We start from the raw sequence: 17768 nt of genomic DNA, 5'->3' as shown, positions 1-17768 counted from the left end.
CCGGGGCGCCCCGACGCCTAGTTGAAGGAGGAGTAGGCCACCACTCCGCGCCGGACGAGGTCGGCGGCCCTGCGGGCGTTGCCGCGCACATGCGGGTCGGCGGCGGCCCCCGCGATCTGGCTGAGCATGTCCACGAGCATCTTCGCGGTGCGCACGAAGTCGCCCGCGGTCATGTCGGACTGGCGCAGGATCGCGTCGAGCCGGTCGCCGCGCGCCCAGCGGTGCGCGGTCCACACGAATCCGAGGTCGGGCTGGCGCAGGAACGACACCCGGTGCCGGGACTCGACCTCGTTGAGCTGGCCCCACAGCCGCGTCATCTCGGTCAGGGCCTCCTCGACCTTCCCCTCGGGCAGCCTCGGGTAGGCGTCGTCACCCCGCCGGGCCTCGTAGACCAGTGCGGCCGCGCAGGACGCCAGTTCCACCGGGTTCAGTTCGTCCCACACACCCCGGCGCAGGCACTCGGCGACCAGCAGGTCGAGCTCGGAGTAGATCTTGGCGAGCTTGCCGCCGTCCGCGGAGACGTCGTCGCCGGAGAGGTACTCCAGGTCCTCCAGCACACCGCACACCCTGTCGAAGGTGCGGGAGATGACGTGCGAACGGCCCTCCACGCGGCGGCGCAGCGCGTCGGTCTCCTTCTGGAGGCGGAAGTACCGCTCCGCCCAGCGGGCGTGGTCCTCGCGGTCGGAGCAACCGTGGCACGGGTGTTCCTTGAGGTCCGCGCGCAGCCGCTGGATCTCCGGGTCCTCCTGGGCGCCCCGGCGCCCGCCCCGCTCGAAGGACGGGTCGCTCCCCCGCTCCTTGAGCTTGTTGCGCAGGGTGGAGGCCAGGTCCGTGCGTGAACGCGGCGAGCGCGCGGAGAACGACTTGGGGATGCGCATGCGCCCCGAGGGGTGCACCGGAACCGGGAAGTCGCTGGAGTTGACCCGCTTGACCTGCTTGTCGACGGTGAGCACCAGGGGCGCGGGCAGATCGTGGCGCAGGCCCGGGTCCAGGACGACGGCGTGTCCGGAGTAGCGTCCGGCCGGGATGCGGATGATGTCGCCCGGGCGCAGTCGCTCCAGGCTCTCCAGGGCCTCGTCGCGGCGCTCGGCCGAACGGTTCCTGGCCAGCATGGTCTCGCGGTCGCTCAGGGCCCGCCGCAGGGCCGCGTACTCCATGAAGTCACCCAGGTGGCACTCCGCCGCCTCGGCGTAGCCCTCCAGGGCCTCCTCGTGCTTGCGCAGTTGCTTGACCAGGCCCACCACGGCGCGGTCGGCCTGGAACTGGGCGAAGGAGGCCTCCAGCATGTTCCGGCTGCGCTGGCGGCCGACCTGGCCGACCAGGTTCACCGCCATGTTGTAGGAGGGCTGGAAGCTGGAGTTGAGCGGGTAGGTGCGGGTGCCCGCGAGGCTGGCCACCGACTCGGGGTCGGTCCCCGCCTGCCACACGACGACCGCGTGCCCCTCGACGTCGATACCCCGTCGACCGGCACGCCCGGTGAGCTGGGTGTACTCGCCGGGGGTGAGCGAGGCGTGCGTCTCGCCGTTCCACTTGTCGAGCTTCTCGATCACGACCGTGCGCGCGGGCATGTTGATGCCCAGGGCCAGGGTCTCGGTGGCGAAGACCGCCCGGATCAGCCCGCGCGAGAACAGGTGCTCCACGATCTCCTTGAAGGTGGGCAGCATCCCCGCGTGGTGCGCGGAGATGCCCGCCTCCAGGGCGCGCAGCCAGGAGTCGAATCCGAGCACGGTCAGGTCCGCGCGCGGGATGTCCGCGCACCGCGACTCCGCGTACTCGCGGATGTACGCCGCCTCGTCCGGGGTGGTGAGCACCAGCCCGGAGGCCACGCACTGGCGCACGGCGTCGTCGCATCCGGCCCGGCTGAAGATGAAGGTGATCGCGGGGAGCAGGCCCTCCGCGTCCAGCTCCTCGATGATCATCGGCCGTGACGGCGGGGCGAAGCGGGTGCGCGGACGCACGTTGCCCCGGGCACGGGTCTGCGGGTGCCTGCGCCGGTTGGCCAGCTGGGTGGTGCGGGCGTCGTCCTCGGCGGTGCGGGTCAGGTACGGGTTGATGAGCAGCTTGCGCCCGCCCACCTGGATCTCGCGTGGACGCTGGTGCTGGGCCCTGCGGCGTTCGCGCCTTCGCCTGCTCCTGCCGCCGCCCTCCTCCTCGTCCACGCCGGTCTCCTCCGGCTGCTCGTCGACGAACAGGTCGTGGATGCGCCTGCCCACCATCACGTGCTGCCACAGCGGGACGGGCCGCTTCTCGTCGACGATCACCGTGGTGTCGCCGCGCACCTGCTGGAGCCACTCGCCGAACTCCTCGGCGTTGCTGACGGTCGCGGACAGCGCGACCATCCGCACCGACTCGGGGAGGTGGATGATCACCTCCTCCCAGACCGCGCCCCGGAAGCGGTCGGCGAGGTAGTGCACCTCGTCCATGACCACGTAGGCCAGCCCGCCCAGGGTGGACGAACCCTCGTACAGCATGTTGCGCAGCACCTCGGTGGTCATGACGACCACGGGCGCCTCGCCGTTGACGCTGTTGTCACCGGTGAGCAGACCGACCTGGTCGGCGCCGTAGCGCCTGACCAGGTCGTTGTACTTCTGGTTGGACAGGGCCTTGATCGGCGTGGTGTAGAAGCACTTGGTGCCCTCGTTGAGGGCCTGGTGCACGGCGAACTCGCCGACCACGGTCTTACCGGAACCGGTCGGCGCGGCGACCAGCACCCCGTGTCCGCTCTCCAGGGCCTTGCAGGCCCTGATCTGGAAGGGGTCGAACTCGAACCCGTACAGCCCCTGGAAGGCCTCGATCGCGGCGCTGGAGGCGCTCTGGCGCCTGCGGAAGGCGGCGTAACGCTCGGAGTGACTACTCATAGGATTGCCAGCCTATGAGGTCAGGTCCAACATCTCGACCGACTTCGGCACCACCTCGCACACGAGTGTCGGTGCGCCCGTCGGTTCCCCGTCGGCGTAGGCGGTCCCCGCCTCACCCCGGATGGTGACGGAGCGCCCCCGCCGGAAGACCACCTCGTCCAGTCCCAGGTGGCTGCCGGCGAAGACCCGGGGGAACAGGCGCAGGAAGCGGCCGAGCGACCCGTGCTTCACGAAGACCACGTCGAGCAGCCCGTCGTCGGGGACGGCGTCGGCGCACACGTGCATGCCGCCGCCGTAGGCACTGGTGTTGCCGACCGCCACGAGCATGCCGGGTTCGGCGATCCGCTCGTCGTCGACGTCGACCTCGAAGTCGATGGGCCTGAACGAACGGAGTTCGGCGACGATCCCGATGAGGTAGCCGAACCGGCCCATCCCGAACCGGAAGTTGTTCACCCGTTCATTGACCCGGGCGTCGAAACCGCAGGCCAGAACGCTCATGTAGTACCGCTGCCGGCCGTCCGCGGTGGTCAGGCGGACGACGTCGCTGGCGCGGGTGCGTCCGGCCAGGATCGCCTCGGCGATCTGATCGGGCGAACCCTTGGGGACTCCGAAGGCGCGGGCCACGTCGTTGCCGCTGCCCGCCGGGATGACCGCGAGGGGGACGCCGCTGCCGACGACGCCCTGAAGAACCTGGTGTACCAGGCCGTCACCGCCCACCGCGACCAGTGCGTCGGGGCGGTCCGCGGCGGCCAACCTGGCCAGCCTGCGGCTGTCCGCGGCCGAACGGCCGGTGTAGACGTGAACGCGCGCGCCCTGGGCGCGCAGGGCCTCCTTCAGCCTCACCGCGATGACGGCGGCGCGGCGTCGGCCGGAGGCCGGGTTGACCAGAAGGGCGATATGAGGGGACATATGCCGGTCCTTAGCTACCCACATTTGGGAACGAAGGGTGTACGGGGTCAGGTGAGGAGCCCGTACACCCGCGCGCCCGGGTGTGGGTGCTCCGGTCAGTCGTCCTCGGTCGTGGACTTCCGCTCGGATTCCTCACGTTGGCGGCGATGGTACTCCTCCATCGCCTCCGGCGTGTTCAGTGGGGAGGGAACCCAGGTCGCCTCGACCTCGGTCTCGCCGCGCTGGATCGCGATCTCCTCCTCGGTGAGGTACTCCTCCGGGATGTCGAACTCACCGTCACGGGCGCCCAGGACGAACGCCTCCCACTCGGCGGGCGTGAAGAACAGGGTGCCCTTCTCCGGGGACTTGCCGTCGCGCACCGCGCGGAAGCCGTCGTCGAACTCGGCGACCTCCACGACCGCCTCGGATTCCTCCTTGGACAGGGAGGAGCGCAACCACACGGCGTGCGTGGTGTCGTGCCACTTCTCGTTGCCCATGGCCTCGGGCGGCAGGTCCCTCTTGGCCTCAGTCTGCTCGCTCATCAGCACTTCCTAGTCCGGGAGCCCGTTCGGGGGAAGGCTCCTTGGTGTCCCAGCGGTGAGACGGGTCGGTGTCGGACCGGCGGACGGCCGCGCCCGGCCCGGGAGGCGGCCGACGGCCCCCGGCCGAACCCTAGCGCGTCACCGAGCTGCTCAGGAACGCTTGCCGGAACCGCCGTCGGAGTCAGTCTCCTCGAGCGGGGCGGGGGTGTGGTCCAGCTCCGAGAGCTGGTCGTCCAGCTCGGAGATCTCGTCGTCGTCCAGCTCGCTGGTGGGGTCGCGGCGCTTCTTGCGACGGTCGTTGAAGTAGCAGAACACCTCGGCGATCTCGAAGAGGATCACGAGGGGGACGGCCAGGGCGAGCATGGAGATCGGCTCGGCCGGGGTGATGACCGCGGCGACCAGGAAGGCGCAGAAGATGATGACCCGGCGCCACTTGGCGATGGCCTCGTGGGTGACGATGCCGACGATGTTGAGCAGGACCACCAGCAGCGGCATGACGAAGCCCAGGCCGAACATGCTCATCATGATGAGCATGTAGCTGAGGTACTCGCCGATCGTGAGGTAGGGGTCGGCGTCGTCGGGCAGGAACCCGAAGAGCATCTGGAGCGCGAGCGCGGTGATCGAGTACGCCAGGGCCGCGCCGGAGACGAACAGGATCCCGGCCAGCGGGGCGAAGATGTAGGCGTACTTCTTCTCGCTGCCGTGCAGGGCCGGGGCCACGAAGGCCCACAGCTGGTAGAGCCAGAGCGGGGCCGTGACCAGGGCTCCGACGAAGATCCAGACCTTGAAGGCGACGAAGAAGGCGTCGAAGGGGCCGGTGACGATCAGGGAGCAGCCGCCGCCGTCGACCACCTGCGAGGCGGGAAGCGAACAGTAGGGCCTGGTGAGGAAGTCCCAGATCTGGTCGTAGAAGACGAAGCCGACCACAGCACCCAGGCACAGGATGAGCAGCGCCTTGGCCAGCCTGTTGCGCAGCTCGCGCAGGTGGTCCATGAGCGGCATCCGGGCGTCCGGGTTCGCCGACCGGCTTCGGGACCTCATCTTTCGGTCACTCTCTTCTCCTTGGGCCCGCCGCGGGGGCGGGCGCTTCCCGCGGACGACAGCCGACCGGCGCGGCACCCTCCGGTACCACGCCGGTCCACCGGAAGGGTCTAGTTGTTGTAGGTCTGGTTGGTCGGCTCACCGGACTCGTTGACGATGCGCTGACCGGGGGGCAGTTGCGGGTAGCCCTGCTGCTGCGGCTGCTGCTGGTTCTGCTGCGGAGCCGGGTTCTGCTGGGCCTGCTGCTGCGGCTGCTGCTGGTTCTGCTGGGCCTGCTCGCCCTGCTGCCCCTCGGACTCGTTGTTCTCCTCGTCGACCAGGCCCTTGCTCTCGGCCTTGAGGATGCGAGCGCTGCGCCCCAGGGAACGGGCCAGGTCCGGAAGCTTCTTGGCTCCGAACAGCAGGATGGCCAGGATCACCAGGATGGCGATGGTAGGTCCGTTGAACGGTCCCATGGTTCTACCTCTCTGTGGGGCGCGACCAAGCGCCTCTGATGGTACGCGCGTTCGTCCGCGGGGCCGTCATGTCCCAGCACCGCCATGGCGGACGCGCTCACGCAGGTCAGCGCTGCTCGCCTGGTACCCGCCCGTCGCCCGTGTCACCCCTTCGGACAGCGCGGAGGCCGCGCGGCGCACCCTCAGTCCGAGGGCGCCGACGACGAGCACTCCTGCGCAGAACACGCCGCAGAGGACAGCGAAGGCGATCACGGGTTCACCATATCCCTTCCGTCATGACCTGTACCCCACCCCCCGGTGAACGGCTACGCGTCACTCCGGAGACGAAGTGGTCTCGACCAATGCGGTTCGGTTTCGAACAGTACGGTAGTGCTCCAGAGCCCGCTCCGCCTCGGCACGGACGTCCTTGGCGAGGGCTGCCGGTGACACCACTCGCCCCTCCCGTCCCAGGGACAACGCCAGTCGGGCCACCCACGCGGGCGCCGGGGTGCGCAGGGTGGCCCGGGCCTCCCCGTCGGTCATCTCGGTCACCGACTCGCACACGTAGTCCTCGGTCACCCAGCGCGCGGAGGGCTCCAGTGCCAGCGTCACCAGGGCGTCGCGCTCGGAGCGCTGGAGCACCCCGGCGGACAGGTCGCGGCGGACCACCCCCTCCGGCACCTGGGCGGCGAAGGGCAGCACGGTCAGTTCCAGGACCCGGTCCAGGCGGAACAGCCGCACGTCCCCGCGCAGGTGGCAGTAGCCCTCCAGGAAGGTCTGGCCGTCCTGGACCACCAGGCCCATGGGATCGACGTCACGTTCGGTCACCTGGTCCAGGTACCCGGACAGGTACCGCAGGTGGAGGCGCTGGCCGCCGCTGAGGGCGTCGGCGCAGCGCCGCTGGGTCAGGGCCACCTGCTCGTCCACCTCGACCCGCACCTGCACGGCGTCGGCCAGGTCGCTCACAGCCGAGCCCGCGGCCGTGCGCAGCTTCTCCGCCACCCGCTTGAGCGCACCGCCCTCGATCCCCTGCGCCTCGGGCAACGCCTCCAGGAGGGACAGGCCCACGACCAGGCTGGCCGCCTCGTCGGCGGTCAGCCGCAGCGGCTGGGCCAGGGTGTCGGCGTTGGCGATGATGATCTCGCCGGTCTCGCGGGCGGCGTCGAGGTCCACGTCGATCAGGTCGCCGGGGGTGTACCCGGGCAGACCGCACATCCACAGCAGGCTCAGGTCGGAGACGACCTGCTTCTCGCTGAGTCCGAAGTGCCGGGCCACCTCGGGCACGCGCACGTCGCGGCCGAGCGCGTACGGCACCAGCATCAGGAGTCGGCGCAACTGGTCGGCGGAGCGGGGACCGCGCGCCGGGGCGTCGGCGGCGTCCGGCCCCTCGGCGGTGTCGGCCTCCTCCGCCGCGATGGTGCCCTCGACCACCCCGGCCAGGTGGTCCGCCATCGCCGCGCGGACCGGCTCGGGTTCCACCACCACCGCGCGCGAGCCGTGTGAGGCCACCTTCCGCACCAGTCCCGTGGTGCTGGTGTAGGGCAGGGTGAGGGTGTCCCAGCCGTCTCCGGTACTGTCCCGCTCACCCGGGACCACGCGCAGCGCGAGGCGGCGCAGGTCGTGGGCGGCCTCGGTACGCACCCGCAGGGTCGCGGTGCGCTCGGGCACGGCGCTCTGCTGGGAGACCACCGAGCGCAGGTCCACGCCCTCGGGAACGACCACGTCCGGGCCGGTACGGTCCACGGTGACCCCGCCCCGCATCCGCCCCAGGCGGAACACCCGGCGCGCGTCGCGCAGCCGGTCGTGGCCGACCACGTACCAGTGGCCGCGCAGGTTGACGATGCCCCACGGCTCAACCTCGCGCCGCTGGGCCCCGTTCTCGCCGGGCTTGCGGTAGTCGAAGGAGATGGCACGGCGGTCCCGGATGGCCTGCCACACGGGACCGAAGGCGGGCTCGTCCGTGCGCATCGCGGGGGTCAGCCCCGGGGCGGCCTCCGTGTCCACCGGTACCCCGGCCGAGCGGAGCTTGAACAGGGCGTTGGCGGCGGCCTCACCCAGGGAGGCGTGGCGCCAGGCGCGGGCGGCCAGGCCCAGCACGACCGCCTCGTCGGGCAGGAGCTCGATCTCGGGCAGCTCGTAGTCGGAGCGGGAGATCCGGTAGCCCTCCTCGCCGCTGAAGGCGTCCCCGGTACCGACCTGGATGGGGATGCCGCTGTCGCGCAGCTCCCGCTTGTCCCGCTCGAACATGCGTTTGAACGCCGACTCGGTGTCGGCCTCGGCGTACCCCTGCACCGTCGCCCTGATCTCCTGGGCGGTCAGGTGGCGCCGCGTGGACAACAGGCAGATGACCAGGTTCAGTTGCCGTTCGGTCTTCCTGCGCGACATCGTCCGCACTCCCCTTGCCCGCTGTGTTGCCCGCTGTGGTGGACCGGGCGGGGCCGCGAGGGCGCGTCCTCCCACCTTCGGTTCAGGTCCGACGGTACCGTGCCCAGCATGATCCGGTGGCGCCGCGGTGAAGTCCTACAGGTCCTGCCCTCCTGGCCCGGGGTCCGCGTGTGCGCGGTCTCGGTGCCGGTCAGAGGGGACGGGGCCGAAGGGACCGCGACCTGCACGGCCCTGGCCTACACCGACCTCGTGGGAGCCCCCGAGGTGGGGGACCGGGTCCTGCTCAACACCGGAGCCCTGGACCTGGGTCTGGGCACGGGCGGATACGCCCTGGTGGTGGCGGTCCCGGACCGCCTGCCCGCCGACCGTGAGGGCCCCGGACACCTGGTGAAGGCCCGCTACACGCCCCTCCAGGCCACCGTCCTGGGCGCGGACGAGCAGGGCTCGCCCCACCACGAGGCGCTGCGCACGGCCGAGGGGATCGACGGGATGCCCGTGGTCGTGGCCGACCTCCACTCCGCGCTGCCCGCCGTCCTGGCCGGGGTGCGCGTCGAGCGCCCCGGGACGCGGGTGGTCAACGTGATGCTCGACGGCGGCGCGCTTCCCGCCGCGTTCTCGCGGATCGTGGGCGCGCTGAGGGAGGACGGTCTGCTCAGCGGGTGCGTGACCACCGGTCAGGCCTTCGGCGGTGACCTGGAGGCGGTCACGGTGCACTCGGGGCTGCTGGCGGCCAGGCACGTGCTGGACGCGGAGGTCGCGGTGGTCTGCCAGGGGCCGGGCAACCTGGGCACCGGCACTCCGTGGGGGTTCTCCGGTGTGTCCTGCGGCGAGGCGGTCAACGCCGCCGCCGTCCTCGGCGGTCGTCCCGTGGCCAGCCTGAGGGTCAGCGAGGCCGACCCCCGGGAGCGGCACCGGGGGGTGTCCCACCACAGCCTGACCGCCTACGGGCGGGTGGCCCTGGCCCCGGCCGACGTGGTGGTGCCCCGGCTGCCGGGCTTCTTCGGCGAGCGCGTCCGGGACCAGGCCTGGCACCTGGGCGAGCGCCACACGCTCGTGGAGGTGTCCGTGAGCGGCCTGGAGGACGAGGTGCGCGCGCTTCCGGTGAAGGTGTCCACGATGGGGCGCGGCCTGGACGAGGACCGGTCGGCCTTCCTCAGCGCGGCGGCCGCCGGGCGCCACGCCGCGACCCTCATCGGTGCTTGAGGCCGCGCGGTTCGTCCTGACCGACCCGGTGGTCGGAGTCGTGGTCCCCGCGGTACTGGGGGCCCGGGAAGGACAGTTCCGAACCTGGGAGCGGAGTGCGGCGGGTGTCGGCCATCATGTGTTCGGAGGGTACGTCGAAGTACCGCCCGGGCCGGAACATGGCCAGGGAGGTCGGTTCCGCGCGCACGCCCTCGTCCACCCGGAGTGACTCGGGCACGTACACGCTTCCGTCCCCGCAGGTCACACCCCACTCACGGCCCGGGCCAGCGGAGACGATCTGCCCCGGGTCGCCGCCCACGGCCTCGCCGGAGAGCCGACCTCCGCACAGGGTGATGCGCGCTCCGCCGAACATCGCGAAGGCACCGGGGTAGGGATCGGCCAGGGCGCGCACCATCCGGTCCACGTCCCGTCCGGCCGCCGAGAGGTCGAGGTGCCCGTCGCTGGGGCGGCGCCGGGGCCACACCGAGCCGTGGCCCGCCTGGGGGCGCCGGGGCGCGCGTCCCTCCAGGAGGGCGTCCAGGTTGCGCACGAGCAGTTCGGACTGGAGTTGGCCGGTCCGCTCGTAGAGGCCGGTGGCGGTGACGTCCTCGGCCACGTCGAACCAGATCCGGTCGACGATGTCGCCCGAGAAGGCCTCGCGTGTGAGGTGGAAGAGGCTGACGGCGCTGGAGCGCATGTCACGCAGGATCGTCCACGGGATGGGTGCGCGGCCCTGACCGACCGGGAGCGGGGAGGGGTGCAGGCCCACCCCGCCCAGCGGCAGTGAGGCCAGGACCTCCTCGTGGACCAGCTGCGACCAGCCCGCGACCACCATGAGGTCGATCCGGTGGGCGTGGAGGGCGTCGCGTACCTCGTCGGTGTTGATGTCGGCCGCCCGCAGGTGCGGCAGGCCGTGGCGACGGGTGAGCTCCTCGAAGTCCGTGTATCCGCAGCGGTGCGCCAGTTCGGCCGGGTAGGACACCATCAGGCTCGGTGGCCGCCCCTGGGCGCAGAGCTCCTCCAGGGCCGGGACTCCCAGGCGCAGACCCGACACGTAGCAGTACCGTCGCTGGTCTGGCATGGCTCCCCCTCGCCCCATACTCACCGTGGGCCACCGACTCTACGCATGCCCGCCGCCGCTCCCCCGCAGCCCGGCCCCGCTCTGCGTGTCTCCTCCGCTGCCCGGAACGGTCTTCGGGGCGGGGGCACCGGACGGGCCCGGACACGAACGCACCGCCGCCCCCGCGGCTCGGGGCGCGGGGGCGGCGGTGCGTCTCGTCGGCGGGGAGGTGACTACTCCTCGGACTCCTCCGGGTCTTCGGCGACCTCGTCGCCCCCGGCGTCCTCCGCGCCCTCCTCGGACTCCTCCTGCTCGGGCGGCGGCGGGTTGTCGTAGGCGCCCAGCACGTCGACCACGAACACCAGGGTGCCCGCGGGGGCGCCCATGGCCTCCTCCTCGGACTCCCCGTACGCCAGGTCACCGGGGACGACCAGCATGACGCGGCTGCCGACCCTCTGGCCGACGATGCCCTCGTCCCAGCCCTGGATGACCGCGCCGGCGCCGATGGTGGTGTCGAAGGGGACGCCGCCCTGGTTCCACGAGGAGTCGAAGACCTCGTTCTCGCCGTTGTCGTCGGCCTCCCAGCGCACGCCCGTGTACTGGACGATGACCTGCTGGCCCTCCTCGACCTCGGCGCCCTCGCCCTCGATGAGGGGGGTGACCTCGAGTTCGTCGGGAGCCTCGGCGTCGGGGACCTCGATCCGGGGCTGGCTGTGTCCTTCCTGCGTCACCGTGGGCAGGTCGCCGCCGCCGTCTTCGGTCTGCTCGCCCGGGACGACCGCACCCTTGCTGTACCGGTCGACCATGTCGATCACCAGGACGCTCGCGCCCTCGGGAGCGGCCTGCCCCATGGACTCGGCCTGGGCCTTCTCCTCCTCGGTCAGCGCCGGGAAGACGTAGACCGCGCGGCTGCCGATGGGCTGGCTGACCAGGGTCTCGGTGATGTACTCCGGCATCTGGTCCATGCGGATCAGGTCCGGGGCGCCGTTCTCGTAGCTGGACTGGCCCTCGACCGGCTCGCCCTCGCCCGGAGCGGTCCACTGGTACTGGACGACGTTGGCGATGACCAGGTCGTCCGCGCCGACCAGGGCGTCCTCACCCGCGCCCTTGCTCACGACACCGGAGATCTCCTCGTCCGGAGGCTCGATGTCGGGGAAGGCGATCTCGGGCTCCTCGCCGACGTCACCGGTGACCTGGGGCAACCGGGAGTCGAGCGTGTCGTCGTTCATGCGGAGGAAGGCGGGGGTACGCCAGTCCTCCGGGAGCGATGAGCAGCTGGAGACCGCCAAGGCGATGGCGGTCAGTGGCACCGCGAGGGCGGCAGCACGTCGGTGCATGGGTCACAACCTCTGATTTCCGGCTCAGGACAGGGTCACACTACCGAACAGTCGGAGTGTGGCCAGCCCCTGGGAGCAACCCGTTCCTGATTTCGGCCCACGAGAAACCGGGGCGGACGGCCACCGAAAGCGAACGTGCAGGTGGGAGGGCAGCCGAAGGCCCCGGGGGTGGCCGTCTCCGGCCGGCCCCGGGGCCGTGGGCACCGGCCGGGCTCACATCCCGGCGATCAGCTTCTCCACCCGTTCGTCCACGGACTTGAAGGGGTCCTTGCACAGCACCGTGCGCTGCGCCTGGTCGTTGAGCTTGAGGTGCACCCAGTCCACGGTGAAGTCGCGCCGCTGCTCCTGCGCCCGCCGGATGAACTCCCCGCGAAGCCGGGCACGCGTGGTCTGCGGGGGCACCGACTTGGACTCGAAGATCTTCAGGTCCCCCACCACGCGGTCCATCTGACCGCGCTTCTGCATCAGGTAGAACAGGCCGCGCTCGCGGTGGATGTCGTGGTAGGTGAGGTCGAGCTGGGCCACGCGCGGAGAGGAGAGGGTGAGGTCGTGCTTCTCCCGGTAGCGCTCCAGCAGCATGTACTTGGCCACCCAGTCGATCTCGCGCTGGACCGTCTCCAGGTTCTGGGTCTCCACCGCCTCCAGGGTGCGCTGCCACAGGTCCAGGACGCGCTTGCCGACGGCGTCGGTCCCGTGCCGGTCGACGTAGCCCTGCACCTTCTCCAGGTACTCGCGCTGGATCTCCAGGGCGCTGGCCTCGCGCCCGTTGGCCAGGCGCACCTTGCGGCGGCCCGTCATGTCGTGGCTGATCTCGCGGATCGCCCGGATCGGGTTCTCCAGGGTGTAGTCGCGCATGACCACCCCGGCCTCGATCATCCGCAGCACGAGGTCGGTGGAGCCGAGCTTGAGCAGGGTGGTGGTCTCGCTCATGTTGGAGTCGCCCACGATCACGTGCAGGCGGCGGAACCGCTCGGCGTCCGCGTGGGGTTCGTCGCGGGTGTTGATGATGGGGCGTGAGCGGGTGGTCGCGGAGGAGACGCCCTCCCAGATGTGCTCGGCTCGCTGGCTGACGCAGAACAGCGCCCCTCGGGGCGTCTGGAGCACCTTGCCCGCGCCGCAGACGATCTGTCGGGTGACCAGGAAGGGGATGAGGACGTCGGCCAGGCGGCCGAACTCCCCGTGTCGGCCGACGAGGTAGTTCTCGTGGCAGCCGTAGGAGTTGCCCGCCGAGTCGGTGTTGTTCTTGAACAGGTAGATGTCCCCGGCGATGCCCTCCTCGTGGAGGCGCTGCTCGGCGTCGACCTGCAACCCCTCCAGGATGCGCTCACCGGCCTTGTCGTGGGCCACCAGGTCCACGAGGCTGTCGCACTCGGGGGTGGCGTACTCGGGGTGGCTGCCCACGTCCAGGTACAGGCGGGCCCCGTTGCGCAGGAACACGTTGCTGCTGCGCCCCCAGGAGACCACCCTGCGGAAGAGGTACCGGGCGACCTCGTCCGGCGACAGGCGGCGCTGCCCCCGGAAGGTGCACGTGACCCCGTACTCGTTCTCCAGCCCGAAGATCCGTCGTTCCACGCGGCCTCACCAACTTCCGTCACCGTGGCGTGGACGACGGGGCCGCGTCGCCCACACCAGCCCGGCCGGTGCGGCGCCCGGGTGGCGCCGCACCGTTGTGCTGTCAGATCACTCGTCGGCCTCGTCCCCGGTGGTGCCCCGCTTGCCCTGCTCGATGAGGGCGGTCAGGCGGTCACCGTGGATGCGGCGGAACTTGCGGTGCTCCCTGGAGCGCTCCAGGACGGCGACCTCCAGGTTGGCCGCCTCCAGTTCGCGCTCCTCGCCGTTCTCGTGCGCGAGGGCGTGGGTGGCCGCGTTCAGCGCCGCGCTGAGCGGCGCGTCCGCGGCGAACCGGTCCTTGAGCTGGCTGGACACGTGCTCGGAGGAGCCGCCCACCGCGACGAAGCCCTGTTCGTCCACGATGGAGCCGTCGAAGGTGATGCGGTAGATCTCGTCCTCGGCCGCCGTGTCACCGACCTCGGCGACCACGATCTCGACCTCCCAGGGCTTGAGGCTCTCGCTGAAGACGGTGCCCAGGGTCTGGGCGTAGATGTTGGCGAGCTGACGGCCGCTGACGTCGCGGCGGTCGAACTGGTACCCGCGTACGTCGGCGAAGCGCACGCCCATCAGGCGCAGGTTCTCGAACTCGGGGTAGCGGCCGACCGCGGCGAAGCCGATGCGGTCGTAGAGCTCACTGATCTTGTGCAGTGTGCGGGACATGTTGTCCGCCACCAGCAGGATTCCGCCCTCGTACTGAAGGACGACGGCGCTGCGGCCGCGCGCGATGCCCTTGCGCGCGTAGTCCGCCTTGTCCTTCATCTGCTGCTCGGGGGCGACGTAGAACGGCATCGACACCGCGGATCGTTCCTTACCTAGTCGGGAGAGGTCTGGGGTGGAGGCCCGGGTGGCCTCAGCTCAGGCGGGCCTTCGGACCGTCGGGGTCGGCGGCTCGTCCTTCGACGACCTCCGTCGCCAGGCGGGCCACGTCGTCCGCGCCGATCCTCCGGTGCCCGTCCTCGGTGATGACGTCGACCAGCGGGAAGATCCTGCGGTGCAGGTCGGGGCCTCCGGTGGCGGAGTCGTCGTCGGCGGCGTCGTAGAGCGCCTCCAGCGCGACCTTGATCGCCGTGGTCTCGTCCAGGTCGTCACGGTAGAGCTTCTTGATGGAGCCCTTGGCGTAGACCGACCCGGAGCCGACCGAGTAGTAGCGCTGTTCCTCGTAGCGGCCGCCCACGGCGTCGTAGCTGAACACCCGCCCCTGTTCGGTGTTCTCGTCGAACCCGACCAGGAGGGGGACCACGACGAAGCCCTGCATGGCCATGCCGAGGTTGCCGCGCACCATCTGCGCCAGCTTGTTCGCCTTGCCCTCGAGCGAGAGGGAGCGCCCCTCCAGCTTCTCGTAGTGTTCGAGCTCCACCTGGTAGAGCTTGGCGAGCTCGATACCGATCCCGGCCGAACCGGCGATGGCCACCGCGGAGAACTCGTCCGTCCGGAACAGCTTGTCCATGTCGCGGTTGGCGATGACGTTGCCCTGGGTGGCGCGCCGGTCGCCGGCGAGCAGGACACCGCCGGGGAAGGTGAGCGCGACGATGGTCGTCGCGTCCGGGGTGAGGTGCTCGGCCGAGCCGGGGGCGCCGGCCGATCCGATGTGGTGGGCGGGCAGCAGCTCGGGCTTGACCTCCCGAAGAAACTCGGTGAAGGACGAGGTCCCCGCACTCATGAAAGCGGCCGACATCCGTCCGCCCTCGAAGCCTTCGAACACGCGACTCCCTCCGCTCGCGCCCCACCCCGTCACGGGGGCGGGTGGGGCGCCTGTCGTCCGTCTGTCTGTCGTTCCCGTGGTGGCCGGGGGTGGTACCGGCCGGTGGGACCGACCCTAGTCCCGTGCGCCCCGGGGCCGGGGACGGCCGGGTGCGCTGTCAGCGAACCGGTTGGTCACTGACCGCCCTTCTGCACGAACTGGCGCACGAAGTCCTCGGCGTTGCTCTCCAGCACGTCGTCGATCTCGTCGAGGATGTCGTCGACGTCCTCGTCCAGCTGTTCGTCGCGCTCCTGCGCCTCGGGTGCCGCCTCGGTCTCCTCGACCTCCTCGTCACGCCGCGAGGAGTGCTTCTGGCCGCCGTTGTCATTCGCCATCTGTCGTTACCTCCCGTTCGGGGCCCTCGCCCTTATCTTGGCCCAACGGTTCCCGCCTCAACCGTCTTCCACAGGCCCGATACTCGCTAGTTACCTCGAATCGTCCGGCCGGGGCGCGCGCGGCGCGGGCACGAGGGGCGACTCCGCCCCGGGCGTGTCCTCGTCGGGAGGCGCCAGCGCGGCCCGGACCGCGCCCGTGACACTACGTCGCACCCCTCGCTCCCACCGCAATGGCGGCATGCGCACACATGTTCACTTGTCGAACATGATCTTCACCCTCTGCGACGCCCTGACCATGCTGTGTACGTCTACGTAGCGCCACCATCACGGATGGCACCCGGTTCCAGTGTCCGCATCCGGCCACTCAACTCCCCTTGTTCTACTGACGGGTTTGTGATCCAGATACAGCCAGTCATCAAAACAGGAGGTCAGACACCTCGCGACGCAGAGTGATGCCCCTATTGAGTCCAATGATCGGATGATCCTCTTGTCAGCTGAGTGAATTATCCATTTCATGGGCTTTCGCTGCCCAAGCTGTTCACTTATGGTTTGGATTCGTTTACCGAGCGTCTCGGCAAACGCATGAGTCCTCCGGCTCGCCCGAAGGACTCACCCCGGGGACCGGCCTCGCCCTCAGGTGTGGCCGAGCCCCGACCCCCGTCAATTCCCCAAGGAGAGTAGGGATCAATGCGACCCTCCCCCGTCATCTCCGCGATCGGCACGGGAGCACTGGCCTTCGGGCTCGCGCTCTCGGTCGCGCCCGGCGCCTCCGCCGCCACCGCACCCGCCGAGCCCGCACCCCAGGGCGAGGCGGCCACCATGCAGGAAGCGCTTGAGAGGGACTTCGGCCTCACCCCGTTCGAGGCCGAAGACCTGCTCGAAGCCCAGAAGGACGCCCTCGGGATCGACACGGCGGCGGCCAAGGCCGCCGGTGACGCCTACGCGGGCTCCGTGTTCGACACCGACACCCTGGAACTGACCGTCCTGCTCACGGACGCCGGAGCGGTGTCGGACGTCGAGGCCACCGGCGCCGGGACCGAACTGGTCTCGCACGGCACCGAGGGCCTGGCGGAGATCATGGACGAGCTCGACGCCGCCGGCGCCCAGCCGGGTGTCGTCGGCTGGTACCCGGACCTCGCCGGCGACACCGTCGTCATCGAGGCCACCGACACCTCCGAGGCCCAGAGCTTCGTCGAGGCCGCGGGCGTGGACTCCTCCGCCGTCCAGGTGGAGCAGACCGACGAGGCGCCGCAGCTGTACGCCGACATCGTCGGCGGTGACGCCTACTACATGGGCGGCGGGCGCTGCTCGGTCGGCTTCGCGGTCACCGACAGTTCCGGCAACGACGGATTCGTGACGGCCGGCCACTGCGGCACGGTCGGCACCTCCGCCGACAGCGAGGACGGCAGCGGCTCCGGTGTGTTCGAGGAGTCCATCTTCCCGGGCAACGACGCGGCCTTCGTCAGTTCGACGTCCAACTGGACCGTCACCAACCTGGTCAACATGTACAGCTCGGGTGGCACCCAGACCGTCGGCGGCTCCAGCCAGGCTCCGGTCGGCGCGGCCGTCTGCCGTTCCGGCTCCACCACGGGCTGGCACTGCGGGTCCATCGAGGCCCGCGGGCAGTCGGTGAGCTACCCGGAGGGCACCGTCACCGACATGACCCGTACCGACGTGTGCGCCGAGCCCGGCGACTCCGGCGGTTCGTTCATCGCCGACGACCAGGCCCAGGGCATGACCTCGGGCGGCTCCGGCAACTGCTCCTCCGGTGGTACCACGTACTACCAGGAGGTCGGCCCGGCGCTGAGCACCTGGAACCTCAGCCTCGTCACGAGCTAGGCCCGTTCGGGAACCGTGTGGTTCCCGCGCGAACCGCGCCCTCGCCCGCCGTTCGGCGGGCGGGGGCGTTCGCCGTTCACGGCCCCCTACACCCTCCCGCGAGCGGTCACACCCGGTCGCCCGCCCGAGGTACGCGGGACCGGCGCCCATCGAACGAGAGTGCGCTGTGCGCACGATCAAGAGGCCGCGAGCGAAGCCGTGACCACTGGTGTTACGCCTGTGTGTCCGGGTGGACACGTTTGGCACCCGGTACCTGTGTCCGCATGTGGCCAGAATGCCCCCCTTGCGGCATGAGGCCGGATTCGGTCGGTAGCGCACCGACTCCGACAATCGCGAGGTGGCCACTCGCGTCGCCACGTTCTGCGACGATCTGGCGACCGATCATCGGTTGACCCCACCGCGTTCTGAATGCTCCATCGTTCTGGCGGTCTTTCCCTCACCAAAACGTGCACCTATGGTTAGGCGTTGTTTACCGAATGTCTCGGTGAACGACAGGGGCCGAAGAGATTTCGACC

The 17768-nt window shown here is 70.5% G+C and carries 15 protein-coding genes; 2 read left to right on the top strand and 13 right to left on the bottom strand.

Annotated features, from left to right (window positions below; all coding sequences use genetic code 11):
* Nucleotides 1–17: 17 nt before the first annotated feature.
* The 7 genes from BDW27_RS09690 to BDW27_RS09660 all read right to left on the bottom strand — a co-directional run bounded on the left by BDW27_RS09690 (nucleotide 18) and on the right by BDW27_RS09660 (nucleotide 8148).
* Nucleotides 18–2858, bottom strand: a complete 2841-nt coding sequence (locus tag BDW27_RS09690; RefSeq protein ID WP_110049048.1) for an RNA helicase — start codon at nucleotides 2856–2858, stop codon at nucleotides 18–20.
* A 12-nt stretch (nucleotides 2859–2870) separates the two neighbouring features.
* On the bottom strand, nucleotides 2871–3767 hold the full coding sequence (locus BDW27_RS09685) for a diacylglycerol kinase family protein (RefSeq protein ID WP_017544829.1): 897 nt from the start codon (nucleotides 3765–3767) through the stop codon (nucleotides 2871–2873).
* Between the two features lie 95 nt (nucleotides 3768–3862).
* The gene (locus BDW27_RS09680; RefSeq protein ID WP_026129308.1) at nucleotides 3863–4288 is read right to left on the bottom strand and encodes a DUF397 domain-containing protein; all 426 of its coding nucleotides are present in this window, start codon (nucleotides 4286–4288) and stop codon (nucleotides 3863–3865) included.
* Nucleotides 4289–4438: 150 nt separating this feature from the next.
* Complete coding sequence (gene tatC, locus BDW27_RS09675; protein ID WP_017544827.1) at nucleotides 4439–5290, bottom strand: twin-arginine translocase subunit TatC; 852 nt, start codon at nucleotides 5288–5290, stop codon at nucleotides 4439–4441.
* Between the two features lie 149 nt (nucleotides 5291–5439).
* Nucleotides 5440–5784 carry a Sec-independent protein translocase subunit TatA gene (gene tatA, locus BDW27_RS09670; RefSeq protein WP_110049047.1) on the bottom strand — a complete coding sequence of 115 codons (345 nt, stop codon included), beginning with the start codon at nucleotides 5782–5784 and terminating at the stop codon, nucleotides 5440–5442.
* Nucleotides 5785–5850: 66 nt separating this feature from the next.
* Nucleotides 5851–6036 (bottom strand): hypothetical protein, encoded by a 186-nt coding sequence (locus tag BDW27_RS09665; RefSeq protein ID WP_083927523.1) that lies wholly within the window; start codon nucleotides 6034–6036, stop codon nucleotides 5851–5853.
* A 60-nt stretch (nucleotides 6037–6096) separates the two neighbouring features.
* Complete coding sequence (locus BDW27_RS09660; protein WP_110049046.1) at nucleotides 6097–8148, bottom strand: YafY family protein; 2052 nt, start codon at nucleotides 8146–8148, stop codon at nucleotides 6097–6099.
* 108 nt (nucleotides 8149–8256) lie between these two features.
* On the opposite strand from BDW27_RS09660, the gene BDW27_RS09655 reads away from it, so the two are divergent.
* Nucleotides 8257–9351 (top strand): DUF3866 family protein, encoded by a 1095-nt coding sequence (locus tag BDW27_RS09655; protein ID WP_110049045.1) that lies wholly within the window; start codon nucleotides 8257–8259, stop codon nucleotides 9349–9351.
* On the opposite strand, the gene BDW27_RS09650 is transcribed toward BDW27_RS09655, so the two are convergent.
* From BDW27_RS09650 to BDW27_RS09625, 6 genes are all read right to left on the bottom strand, one after another.
* A complete protein-coding gene (locus tag BDW27_RS09650) occupies nucleotides 9338–10411 on the bottom strand; it encodes a methionyl-tRNA formyltransferase (protein ID WP_110049044.1) in 1074 nt (357 codons plus the stop codon). The genes BDW27_RS09655 and BDW27_RS09650 overlap by 14 nt on opposite strands.
* 212 nt (nucleotides 10412–10623) lie before the next feature.
* Nucleotides 10624–11727 (bottom strand): FKBP-type peptidyl-prolyl cis-trans isomerase, encoded by a 1104-nt coding sequence (locus tag BDW27_RS09645; RefSeq protein ID WP_017544821.1) that lies wholly within the window; start codon nucleotides 11725–11727, stop codon nucleotides 10624–10626.
* Between the two features lie 213 nt (nucleotides 11728–11940).
* Nucleotides 11941–13299, bottom strand: coding sequence for a Pup--protein ligase (gene pafA / locus BDW27_RS09640; protein ID WP_017544820.1), 1359 nt, complete (start codon nucleotides 13297–13299; stop codon nucleotides 11941–11943).
* Between the two features lie 108 nt (nucleotides 13300–13407).
* On the bottom strand, nucleotides 13408–14133 hold the full coding sequence (gene prcA, locus BDW27_RS09635; RefSeq protein ID WP_017544819.1) for a proteasome subunit alpha: 726 nt from the start codon (nucleotides 14131–14133) through the stop codon (nucleotides 13408–13410).
* A 55-nt stretch (nucleotides 14134–14188) separates the two neighbouring features.
* Nucleotides 14189–15040, bottom strand: a complete 852-nt coding sequence (gene prcB / locus BDW27_RS09630) for a proteasome subunit beta (RefSeq protein WP_017544818.1) — start codon at nucleotides 15038–15040, stop codon at nucleotides 14189–14191.
* Nucleotides 15041–15213: 173 nt separating this feature from the next.
* Nucleotides 15214–15414: a ubiquitin-like protein Pup gene (locus BDW27_RS09625; protein WP_017544817.1), complete on the bottom strand. Its 201-nt coding sequence runs from the start codon at nucleotides 15412–15414 to the stop codon at nucleotides 15214–15216.
* A gap of 687 nt (nucleotides 15415–16101) precedes the next feature.
* Here BDW27_RS09625 and BDW27_RS09620 point away from each other — a divergent pair.
* On the top strand, nucleotides 16102–17253 hold the full coding sequence (locus BDW27_RS09620; RefSeq protein ID WP_017544816.1) for a S1 family peptidase: 1152 nt from the start codon (nucleotides 16102–16104) through the stop codon (nucleotides 17251–17253).
* Nucleotides 17254–17768: the final 515 nt, after the last annotated feature.

This window comes from Nocardiopsis sp. L17-MgMaSL7 (assembly GCF_003182025.1).
Lineage (GTDB): Bacteria > Actinomycetota > Actinomycetes > Streptosporangiales > Streptosporangiaceae > Nocardiopsis > Nocardiopsis prasina.
This window is presented reverse-complemented; position numbering and strand designations above follow the sequence as displayed.

What these genes read in the sequence shown, in the direction of transcription:
- BDW27_RS09690 (WP_110049048.1), bottom strand. Translation starts at nt 2,858, where the DNA reads ATGAGTAGTCACTCCGAGCGTTACGCCGCCTTCCGCAGGCGCCAGAGC.
- BDW27_RS09685 (WP_017544829.1), bottom strand. Translation starts at nt 3,767, where the DNA reads ATGTCCCCTCATATCGCCCTTCTGGTCAACCCGGCCTCCGGCCGACGC.
- BDW27_RS09645 (WP_017544821.1), bottom strand. Translation starts at nt 11,727, where the DNA reads ATGCACCGACGTGCTGCCGCCCTCGCGGTGCCACTGACCGCCATCGCC.
- BDW27_RS09660 (WP_110049046.1), bottom strand. Translation starts at nt 8,148, where the DNA reads ATGTCGCGCAGGAAGACCGAACGGCAACTGAACCTGGTCATCTGCCTG.
- BDW27_RS09655 (WP_110049045.1), top strand. Translation starts at nt 8,257, where the DNA reads ATGATCCGGTGGCGCCGCGGTGAAGTCCTACAGGTCCTGCCCTCCTGG.
- BDW27_RS09650 (WP_110049044.1), bottom strand. Translation starts at nt 10,411, where the DNA reads ATGCCAGACCAGCGACGGTACTGCTACGTGTCGGGTCTGCGCCTGGGA.
- BDW27_RS09680 (WP_026129308.1), bottom strand. Translation starts at nt 4,288, where the DNA reads ATGAGCGAGCAGACTGAGGCCAAGAGGGACCTGCCGCCCGAGGCCATG.
- tatA (WP_110049047.1), bottom strand. Translation starts at nt 5,784, where the DNA reads ATGGGACCGTTCAACGGACCTACCATCGCCATCCTGGTGATCCTGGCC.
- tatC (WP_017544827.1), bottom strand. Translation starts at nt 5,290, where the DNA reads ATGCCGCTCATGGACCACCTGCGCGAGCTGCGCAACAGGCTGGCCAAG.
- BDW27_RS09620 (WP_017544816.1), top strand. Translation starts at nt 16,102, where the DNA reads ATGCGACCCTCCCCCGTCATCTCCGCGATCGGCACGGGAGCACTGGCC.
- BDW27_RS09625 (WP_017544817.1), bottom strand. Translation starts at nt 15,414, where the DNA reads ATGGCGAATGACAACGGCGGCCAGAAGCACTCCTCGCGGCGTGACGAG.